The sequence below is a fragment of the Bifidobacterium vansinderenii genome (assembly GCF_002234915.1).
GTDB lineage: Bacteria > Actinomycetota > Actinomycetes > Actinomycetales > Bifidobacteriaceae > Galliscardovia > Galliscardovia vansinderenii.
Genome location: NZ_NEWD01000011.1, coordinates 1 through 10,782 on the forward strand (window position 1 = coordinate 1; position 10,782 = coordinate 10,782).

Consider the following 10,782-nt stretch of genomic DNA (forward strand, 5'->3'; position numbering starts at 1 on the left):
CGGTACACAAATCGAAGATACCCTACGTCGCAACTATGAAGAACGTTGAAATTCCAACGGTTTCTCAAGCACCGATTTCAGGTATCTTCGAGTTGTGAACCGCCGCTTCTCGAGACCCCATCAGAGCCTCAAATTCCACATCACATTCCCCTACAAGATCGATCACAATCCGAACAACGGATCCTTCCGCCATGCCGAATCATCGGAACGGCCGCCCCGGCCCCTTTATCGAACCGGATGGTTGACCAGATCGCGCTCGATCCACGCCATGACCAACGCTGCGAGGCGGTCGATCTCCTCGTCGGTGAGTTCGCGCCCCTGCGGAATGTAATGCCACTTCTCGATGCACCCGCGACAGCAAGTGGCGGTGGCATGCTGCGCGGTGAACACCGGGTGGCCCCGCCACGGCGTCTGCTTCCCATCCTTGTAGGGGTGCGCCGGGCCTACGCGCTTGGCAAGCATCTCGTGAGCATGCGGTCGATCACGGCCTTCCCTTTCGCCCGCGCATAGGCCCGATCCTTGTCGCTCAACACGAATTTCGCCCGGAACTTCGACGTACCCAGCCGCGCCAGCATATCCACCGCCCATGCGGAATAGTCGGCGCGCTTGTGGCTGGCACCAGCTTCTCCCCCGGACCGGAGTCCAGATTGCTCAGAGCCACTGGCCGTATCCGCCACACCACTCACATCCGTCATCACACCGCCTCCGCCTACAACAGTAGCCTCCGCATGAGGCGGAGGCATGTATGACGGTCACGCGCGACAACGGCAGTCTTCAGCTCCGTGCGGCTCACTCCTCACCCGGACGGGTTCCGGTGATGTGCCGATACAGCTCGGGGTCAAGCGGCCGGTCCAGTCGCAGCATGGACCGCACGACCTTGGTCTGCTCACCGTTCGCATCGGGCTTCTCCATCTCCTGAGCGCCCTTCACTTCGACTACATGCCCCACGTAGTAGTACTTGCGGAACGACTTCGTGCGGAGATCATTGGCCTCTTCGCGGCGCATGACGAACAGTGGAACGAAACGAGAACGATCCCAATCATCGCCGTCGCCGCCATGCCCCGCGCCCGCCGCAGCGCCCGGCTGAGAAAGCAACCATCCGAACTCCCGAGAAGCCAACGAACGCTGGTTCTTGCTATACCACAGCATCTCCTGCGGGTTGATGAAGCGATCCTCGTATTGGCTGGATGCATATCTCACGAGGATGGGCATGGTGTTGGTCGGCGTATCGAGCCGATATCCACCGACCTCCTTCCCATTGCATTCTCGCTGCCAGCCAAGCATGCGCATGATCTCCGCAAGCGAGTACTTCTCCTCGTACAGGAAGCCATGATCCACTCTCCGGCCGAGTCGATGGGCACGGTCATAACGGTCACGGCAGTTCTTCAGTCCCACACGCACCATATCGGCGAAGAAGATGCGGAACGTACGGTTCTCACGCAGCATGCGTGCAAAGGCAGTCGATAGACGGTATCGGTCGTCCCCGTCTCGTTCAATCAGCGGAGTGCTTCCGAATCGTTCGAAACTCGCGTCGAAGTAGGAGAAATCAAGCACATGAAGGGCCGATTCCATTTGCTCCGGGGCCATGTGGGCTTCCGGGAATCGGGCAATGATTCGTCGTTCGAGCTCGTCGCGAGTCATGCCATCCGACAGCTCCCATGTGGACGAGGTCGGCTCGTCGCCGATCCGTTCATCCGTGAATCGGCACAGTTCGTCAAGAATCACCAGCTCGTGTGGCCTCGCGCCGGGGAGCAGCACGGCCGTCGCCATCTTCAGAATGCAGTTTTCGACATCGGACACCGGCTCGAGCTGTTCATAGAAGTCGGACCGCGCGGGATCCTTATGCCTGTCGTGGCGCCGCTTCTCCTGCGTGCGAACGAAGGCCAGGTAGTTGCCGCCCTGGCGCTTCTTGCTGCCCTTGCAGACGAGCGCGATCACCGGCGGCAGTGACGGATCATACCTATATATATCCTCGAGCATAGGGATGCGACCAAGCTCGTAGCGCACCTGCTGATACTGGTCCGCCATCTTCTTCATCTCGGTCCAGTTGGCCGTATCCAGGGACTTGAGTATGCGTTCCTCGGAGATGCGGTCGAAGCTGATCGTCGACAGGCCGATCGACGTGCGCTGCAGATTCCTGCGCGCGGTGTCGCGGTCGCCCGTGTTGCCGTACAGCGCCACAGGAATCAGATAGTTGTTCGCGTAGTTGCCGATGAAGTCGATGATGACCACGCGGTCCTTGTGCGGGAACTTGCGCAGGCCGCGGCCCAGCTGCTGGGTGAAGACGATGCTGGATTCGGTGTTGCGCAGCATGATGATCTGATTCAGCGCGGGAATATCGACACCCTCGTTGAAGATGTCGACGGTGAACAGGTAGTCCAGTTCGCCGTTTTCCAACTGTTCGATCAGCGGCTCGCGGTCCTTCGGATTCGGATACCTGCTGCTGGTCACGGCCGCCGTACGGTACTGCCGTTCCATCTGCTGGTTCATGCACTGATTGAACATATCGGACAACCGTTCGGCCTCCTCGTTGCGGCTGCAGAACACCAGACCGGTGACCGGCTGATCGTATCGTCCGTACTTCTGGATCATGTCGATGATGTAGCGCACGCGATCCTTGGAGGTCAGCCGCCGGATTCTCTCGGCATCCGGATTCTCCTGATCGTCATCACCATCACCGTCGCCGTCAAAGGCGAGATTCTTGATCTCGTAGGACAGCTGGCCGGCATCGTCGCACGTCTTGCCGCCGTGCGCCACGTCGATGGAGGTGCCGTCCTCGCCGAGGTATTCGGCCACGCCGTAATACTCGAACGGGCAGAGCATGTCCTCGTCCAGCGCGCGTTGCAGACGAATGTCGCCAGCGACCTGATAGTTGAACATTTCGAAGATATTGATGCCGTCCATACGCTCCGGGGTGGCGGTCATGCCGAGGATGAATTTGACGCCTGAGAAGTGGTCCATGACCCGCTGATACGTGGCTGCACCGGCGTGATGCACCTCATCCATCAGGATGTAGTCGAATTCGTCGGGAGCGAACTGGGCGAGCACGTCGGGCTGGCTCAGCGTTTGGATGGTGGCGAACACGTACTTGCGGTCCTGCTGCTTGGTGTTGCCGGTAAACAGGCCAAGTTCCTCGCCCGAGCACCCCAATACCTTCTGGAACGACTCCCGGGACTTGACGAGAATCTGCTGCTGTTGGGCGATGTACAGCATGCGCTTGGGCTTGAACCGGCGCACATCGAACGCGGACAGGTAGGTCTTGCCCGTACCCGTGGCGGAGATGACGATCGCGCGTGGTTCTCCTTTGGCGCGAATCACCTGCAGATTCTCCAGTACCTCGCGCTGCATGGCGTTCGGCTGGATGTCCTGCGACGCCACCTGCTTAAGGATTTCGCGGCGCTTCGGCGAATACTTCTTGAAGTCCTCTTCGTATTGTTTGAGCCACTCATCGGTCAGTGGCTCGGACTCGCTGACCTGTCTATCGATCTCCTCGCGGACCTGACGAACGAGATCACCCTTCGGCAGCGAGGAGACTCTGAGGTTCCACTCGCGTTGCTCGCCGGAAAGCGCAGTATCAGTGAGATTCGAACTGCCGATGTACAGATTCACATATGCCGCATCATGCTTAGTTCGATGAGTGAATATATATCCTTTGGGGTGGAATTTCGCGCCCTTGCCTGTGCTTTCATTGGAGTCCAACCAGACCCTAACTTCTACGCCCGTAAGCTCCTGAACACGTTGGAGCTCCTTAAACGCGCCCGGATCGTTGAAATAACCTTTCGTCGAGGTGATGATATGGCCCGAAACCGGTGCATGCGAATCACGCCGAAGCAGACTTTTCTTCAAGAAGTCACGAACCGATCCCGGAGTCACGAACGCGACCGATATGTCGAAATCCGTGCAATGCTCGAGCTCCCCGCCGAGCTCGTCCCTCATGGTCGCTCCCGCACGATTGACGATCAGCTTCGGCGCATACGTTCCCGGCACGTCATCATCCGACTCGATCAGACCCGAATCCACATCCGTCCTGACCAGAGCGGCCAACGTCGCGTCGGCCGCGGACTCGGTTCTGCGACGCTCGGCCTCGTCGCCGGAATCACGATCATCGATGATCGTCTGCGTCTCATCGTTCCGCGTCTCGTCATCCTGTCGCGTATTGTCGACGTGCTGCATGCCACCCCTTTGTCACATGTATCCGAACAATCGTCAACCGACGTAACCAGGCTAACGCCGTCACCGCCGTTCGAAGCGCATCTGCGAGATCAGCGACACGGCCTTGTGATCCGCCGGTGCCCAGTCGAGCGTGGGCATGTCGGCGGGGTCAAGCCAACGGAACTCCTGATGCTCGGTGCGGCGCGGTTCGCCGGACAGCAGATGGCAGATGAATACGGTGAGCGTGACGGTGCCGAAATCGTAGTCGTAGGAGTCGGTGCACACCTCGTCACCGATCTCCACCTCGCACAACAGCTCCTCCTCGATCTCGCGGTGCAGGGCCTCGCGCGGTGTCTCATGCGGTTCGATCTTGCCGCCGGGGAACTCCCACTTGCCGCTCAGCTGCTTGCCGCCGCCGCGCTGCGCGCACATCACCTTGCCTTCGCGCACGATCGCCGCACCCACCACGCGGATCTGCTTGCGCGGCTTAGGCTCGGCGGAAGTCTCCTTCCGGCTCTCCCCCATCGATTCGACTGCCGACTGAACGCTGTTCTCGCTCATGTGCTCCTCGGATTCACTGACCTCGTATCAACATGTCCAGGATACCGGGTTCCGGCGCGACGATTCCAGGTTTTGTCGGATACCGTATGTGCCGACATCTATGAGGAGGACGAAGAGAAAGGCTGATCATGCAGGACGATGCGCGCAGAATGCAATGTACGGAACTGCGCGACGAAGTGGCGGACTACATCATCGGATACTGGCAAAGCGTGCAGCAGGGGCATCCCTATCTTGCCTGTGATCATCCCGGACGCAGCACCCGCGACATGGCCTTCGTCTACATGGTTGAACGATTAAACGATTGGTCTGAGGAGCTGGCGGACGAGCATCCGGAATACGCGGCATTGCTGATACGACAGTCACCCGGCGGTCCTGGCGACGCATGCGCGCACCGCGGCGGAATCGCCGATCAGGTATATGACGCATACGTCGCCATGTTCGATCAGCTCTGGCCGGAAACCGATAGCGACACGAATTGGTCGGATCAGCCAGATCAGTCGGATCAGTCGCCGAGCGCAGGACGAGCGTAGTCGGCCATGGTGTCGAGCCAGACGCGCTCGGGTACGGAATAGACGGCGTTGAGACGGTCACGCAGGGGAATCAGGGCGGGGTCGTCGCACACGAACTCGACGGCGCCACCACCCACCGGACGACGCGAGCGGAATCCGTCGTCAAGCAGATCGAGTGCGGCGGGAAGCGGGAGGACGAGGGTCGCGGCGCCCTTGGACTCGGCCATGACAACGGAGACGACGGAAGTCGGAACGGCAGCATCGGAAGCACCGACCATACGCAGTCGGATGGTCAGGCAGGGCTTCACCAGCATCTGTTCGATGAGCTTCAGACGCGTGTTGGTCGCGACCGCGCGCCATAGCAGGACCAGCAACGAGAACACCACGCAGCAGAACGCGACCAGCGCCCAGCTCATGGCCATGTATGCGGTCGCCAGCACGCTGTTCGCATTGGTGAACGCCTGCATGGCGATCCGCACGACCGCCGGCACCACGATCAGCAGCACGACCCACACACGCCAGTAGCCGACCGTCTGCAGCCGGTTGCGTCCGACCACGGCGTACACCGCGGAACGGCAGCGCTCCGCATCGACCTTGTGACCGTTGAATGTCATGACCTTGGACACCGATGTCCCTCCTGACTCTCACCACTGATCCCCGCACGAGTCGCCGGCGCGGTATGTATTTTCAAACCCATCGATTGTATCGGAATCAGTCGTCGGAATCCGAGTCGGAATCAGCGCCGAACAATGCGGAATAGACGGAACCGGAGGACTTGCGCAGGTTGCGCCCGCTGACGCCGGAGGTCTGGGAGTCGTCGAAGTCGTCGTCATCGCGGGCGTAGCTTCTGCGACCGGAACCATAGCTTCTATAGCCGCCGTAGCTACCGCCTTTACGACCACGGCCGTATTTTTTGCGCCCTTTGCCCCGACCGTAGCGGCTGCGGGAGTCCTGTGAATCGCCGGCGGAACCCCAGCCGTCGGAACAGCTGGAATCGTAGTCGTCATCAAGATCCTCGTAGCGGGTGCCGTCGAAGTCGCGACCGCCGCGGCGGCCACGGGAACCGCGGTGTCTCCGGTCGCCACGACCGCCACCGTACTCATCGTCATCGTCGTCGAACGAACCGAACCTCGACGTCTTGTACAAACCGAGGCAATGCGAGCAGGCACCGCAACGAGAACCGGATTTCCCACCGACAGACCCTCCGAAGGTCTCGCCGAAATACCGGAGCAGTTCAACGCGCAGACAGCCAGGCGTCTCGCAGTAGCGCTCCATCGCCTCCAGACGACCGACCGCCGCCTCCTTGGCCTGCTTCTGCTCCTCGTCGTCCATCGCCTCATTGCCGAACGATTCGTCCACGCGCTTGCGCAGCCAGTCGAAATCGTCGTCGGCCCACAGCAGCAGGCTCACCGACTCCTTGCCATCACGGCCCGCACGGCCAGCCTCCTGGTAGTACTCCTCGAGACTGTCGGTCGCACCATCGTTGATCACCCAGCGCACGTCCGGCTTGTCAACGCCCATGCCGAACGCGCTCGTGGCGCAGATCACCTGAATCTCGCCACTCAGGAACCGGTCCTGCACCGGCCCCTTGTCCATCTCCGGCATGCGCGCGTGAAAGTGCGCGGCGGATACGCCGGCGTCAAGCAGCGCCTGCTCCAACTCCTCCGTGCGTGCACGACTGTTGCAGTACACGATGCCGCACTGGCCCTTGTGCGCCACGGCCCAGTCCACGATCGCGCGCTCGCGGCTCCAGCGTTTGACGAACCGCACGTCGAAGCGGATGTTCGGGCGGTCGAAGGTGGTGGTCACTCGAATGGGATCGACCTGTCCGAGGTTGGCGATGATCTCGTTGCGCGTGGACGGTGTGGCAGTGGCCGTGAACGCGGCAACGACCGGGCGGGCCGGCAGATGCGCGGACAGGGAATCGACGAATGCGCGGATGCCCAGATATGCCGGACGGAAGTCCTGACCCCACTGCAGAACGCAGTGGGCCTCGTCCACAGCGATCAGATCGATGGGAGCGCGATGGGCGAACGCCGCGAAATCGTTGGTGTGCAGACGTTCCGGCGCAACGTAGAGAAGTTTGATTTGGCCGGCGAGCGCGGCGGCGTAGATGCGCTGGCGTTCCGCGGCGCCGGTGCCCGAGTCGATGAGCGCGGCGGCGATGTGGCGTTTGGCGAGCGACTGCACCTGGTCTCGCATGAGCGCGCGCAGCGGGGTGATGACGATCGTGAGACGCAGGGCGATCGCCGGCAGCTGGTAGCACACGGATTTGCCGGCGCCGGTGGGCAGTACGGCGAGCACGTCGCGGTGGTTCATGATGGCGTTGACCACGTCGGCCTGTCCGGCACGGAATGAGGTGTAGCCGAAGTTGCGTTCGAGGGCCTTGAGCGCGAAGGGGGTGAAGTCGCGGGTGGGACTGGGATTCGGCGTGGAGGGGTTCATATGCGTGAGCATAGGGCAGAGGCCGGCGGTTCACAAATCGAAGATACCTTGGACAGAGTTCGGAATGACCAGCGAGAATCGTTGCAATTGCAAGGATTACAGGACTCCTCGGTTTTGCCGGCGCGGGGTATCTTCGTTTTGTGAACCGCCGTCTTCCGAGACCGACAAACAAACCGAACATTCCCTTACATTCATCGTGCGAATCATGACCATCTGCGGCGAAAACGTGCAGGCATAGCCGCACGGCAATACCGTTGTGGAGAACACAGCACCCGAGCGACTAGGCTGGGATGAAAAGAGCACCGGTGCGCATACGCAAGGGAAAGGCGTGAAGGCGATGAGCGAGACAGGAAAGACACAGTTCTGCCCGCAATGCGGGGCCCCGCGTATGGAGGGCGCCAATTTCTGCGCGGAATGCGGACACAGGTTCGCTTCGGCCGGAGTGCCGATTCAGGATGACACGGTGGAGCAGACTCCGGGCGCGAACCCCGGAGCGGAGCCGGTGCCGTTGCCCGCCGCAGTCGCAGGCCCGCTGCCGGCACCGGCGCAGATGCCGCCGTCGTTCGTTCCGCAGGCGGAATCAACTCCGCGGCCGTCCGAACCCAAGGAAGAGGATTTCGGCGAGACGGAGATCATGCCTCCGCAGCAGTTCGGTGCCACGGGAGCGGTTCGCCCGGGTGCGGTGCATGAGGGTCAGGTGCAGCCAATCTCCATCCAGCCTGAGCGTGTCTCCCGAATAGCCGGCACCGGAATCTCAACCCCGATGACTTCGGCGACCCCGACCGTGCCACAGCCGGAGGCAGGTGCATTCCAGATCGCTCCGGAGACCGGTGACATTGCGCCGTGGGGCGTAACTGCGAAGGAGCGTGAGGCCGCGCAGGAAGCGGCCAAGGAGGCGGCTCGGGAAGCTGCTCGCGAAGCTGTGCCGGGGGCCGAGCCCCAGCATGGCAGGCATACGCCGTTCATCGCCGCGCAGCCGGTGTACGAGGCGCAGCCGTTGGAATCGTTGGTGGCTCGTACCGAGGCGATCACCGCTGCAAGGGCCAAGGAAGAAGCCTTCGAACAGGTCGAGGCGCAGGATGAGCAGCCGCACGGCAACGACGGCAACGACAGTAACGATGTGGAAAGCTCCTCCCCCAATCCGGTGAGCGAGGCAACGGCCGCGTTTGACCCACTGGCGGCATTGGCCGAGGAAGAAGCGGCCGCCAAAGGCGTTGATCAGGCTCAATCCGGAGCTATTGCGGAGGTGCAGCCTTCCCCCAGCCCGGCTCCGAATAGTGTGACTCCTCAGAGCGAGCACGAGGAGAAGGGCCCCGAAGCCGGTTCCGTAGGCGAGGAGACGGTGGCGTTCGACCCGCTGGCCGCTCTGGCTGAGGAGGAGTCCGCCCCGCACGCTCAGACCGAAGAGCATCCAGTACAGAACGATGATGAAGGAACTGTTCCCGCCCATGCTCCCGAAGGAAGCGAAAACGGAACCGGCGTGCCGTCCCCCGGCCCGGCAGCGTCGGACGGTTCCCTTCCTGTAGCCACTTCCGTTGGCGAGGAGACGACGGCGTTCGACCCGTTGGCCGCGCTCGATGACGAGGACGACAGGACTGTGCTGTCTCCTCCGACGGTCAATGACGATACCGTGCCGTCGGCATCTGAAATAGATGACCGTACGGTGATTTCAGACCCGACGCGAGCTGCGGCGCCGAGCGAGCACGATGCGATCGAAACCGCAACCGAAAACGAACCGGATCCGGTTCATGAGGCGGAGGAGACCACTGCGTTCAATCCGCTGGAGTGGTTCGACGATACGGTGGAGGAGCAGTCCGCTGCCCCGTCCATTCCCCCGACCGTTCCATTGGCCACGCAGGAGACCCCCACGAATCCTGAGGCATCTTCAGCCGAGGCCGCAATGCCGCCGGCTCCATCGATGGCTGAGGAGACCACGGTGATCGAACCGCCGACGACCCCGGCCGCCACTGCGATTCCTCCCACCACCGCCCTGCCGCAGAACAATGGCGCAGAGAGTGCAGAAGGTCAGGAGACCGTGGCCATGGCTCCCATCTCTCCGACTGCGGCCATTCCAACCCCGGTGGAGTCCGCCAATCCGACGGAAAACACCACACACCCCGAGGAGCAGGCCACGCAGGCGATTCCCACCAAGCAGCTCAAGAACCTGCTCGCAGGCGCGGGAGCCGTTGCCGGAGGGGTCGCGGCGGCGTCGGCAGTCGATCCGGCGACCGCGGCCGCATCGGAAACAGCCACGCCGAAGCCCCTCGCAGGGCCGACGCCTGAATCGGAAGCCACCGTCTCCTCCACCGAGGAGACCACGGTGATCGAACCGTCGGCCGTCAACCATGGCGCCGACGTTCCTCGCACCACTGCAATGCCGGTGCTCGCCCCGTCTCCGAATGCGCCGGAGCCTCAGGGCGGCCGTACGGCGCGTTCGGCATCGTCGACTGCGCAGTCGGCCGCCCAGGATCCGTCGCAGCCGACCGTACAGTCGTCCACACGCCCGTCGATTCTCGCACCGGTCACGCCGGCGCAATCCACTCCCCAGTCGGCGCTCGACGAACTCGCCCAGTTCGCTGTGCCAGACGACGAGGATGACGACGAACTGTTCCTCGGCAAAAACGGCAAGGGCAGCGGCAGGCAGGACCTCAATGATGCGACGGTCGTAGAGCCGACCATGGCCTATCAGCCGCCTGTATCGTCGGCGGCCCCGTCGACGGACGTGTCCGAAACGATGGCCATGCCTTCGGCGTTCGCACCGAACGGCCAGCAGACGCCGTACGGACAGTTTGGCCAGTCCGCTCGCTCCGCTCAGTCCTCACAGCCCGGTCAGCCCGGCGGCGCATACGGGACGAACGTCTACGGCGGTCCTACCACGCCGGCCACGACTGCGACCGGCGTGTACGGCAACGGTTCAATTCCCGGCGGCTCCACGCCCAACGGTCCTGGCACACCCAATGGTCCAAGCGTATCCGGCACACCCGGCTCCCCCGCCCCCAAACCCAAGCGCAAGCACACGGGCGCGATCATCGCGGCCGTGATCTGCGTAATCGCGCTCGTCGCGGCGGCAGGAGGCTNNNNGCTNNGCGCTGTGGCGGAACCGCGAGCATCAGGC

At 62.3% G+C, this 10,782-nt stretch carries 5 protein-coding genes and 1 pseudogene; 1 reads left to right on the top strand and 5 read right to left on the bottom strand.

Going from position 1 to position 10,782, the window contains the following annotated elements:
* Positions 1-225: 225 nt before the first annotated feature.
* The 3 genes and pseudogenes from Tam10B_RS05520 to Tam10B_RS05530 all read right to left on the bottom strand — a co-directional run bounded on the left by Tam10B_RS05520 (position 226) and on the right by Tam10B_RS05530 (position 4,677).
* A pseudogene (locus Tam10B_RS05520) lies at positions 226-575 on the bottom strand (DUF4186 domain-containing protein).
* Positions 576-789: 214 nt separating this feature from the next.
* Positions 790-4,173: a DUF3427 domain-containing protein gene (locus tag Tam10B_RS05525; RefSeq protein ID WP_198947538.1), complete on the bottom strand. Its 3,384-nt coding sequence runs from the start codon at positions 4,171-4,173 to the stop codon at positions 790-792.
* Positions 4,174-4,233: 60 nt separating this feature from the next.
* Positions 4,234-4,677, bottom strand: a complete 444-nt coding sequence (locus tag Tam10B_RS05530; RefSeq protein WP_093960271.1) for a (deoxy)nucleoside triphosphate pyrophosphohydrolase — start codon at positions 4,675-4,677, stop codon at positions 4,234-4,236.
* Between the two features lie 164 nt (positions 4,678-4,841).
* Here Tam10B_RS05530 and Tam10B_RS05535 point away from each other — a divergent pair, with 164 nt between their 5' ends.
* Positions 4,842-5,243 (top strand): hypothetical protein, encoded by a 402-nt coding sequence (locus tag Tam10B_RS05535; RefSeq protein WP_093960267.1) that lies wholly within the window; start codon positions 4,842-4,844, stop codon positions 5,241-5,243.
* On the opposite strand, the gene Tam10B_RS05540 is transcribed toward Tam10B_RS05535, so the two are convergent.
* Both Tam10B_RS05540 and Tam10B_RS05545 read right to left on the bottom strand, forming a co-directional pair.
* On the bottom strand, positions 5,216-5,848 hold the full coding sequence (locus Tam10B_RS05540) for a hypothetical protein (protein WP_093960268.1): 633 nt from the start codon (positions 5,846-5,848) through the stop codon (positions 5,216-5,218). The genes Tam10B_RS05535 and Tam10B_RS05540 overlap by 28 nt on opposite strands.
* An 85-nt stretch (positions 5,849-5,933) precedes the next feature.
* Positions 5,934-7,679: a RecQ family ATP-dependent DNA helicase gene (locus tag Tam10B_RS05545; protein ID WP_093960269.1), complete on the bottom strand. Its 1,746-nt coding sequence runs from the start codon at positions 7,677-7,679 to the stop codon at positions 5,934-5,936.
* Between the last annotated feature and the right edge of the window lie 3,103 nt (positions 7,680-10,782).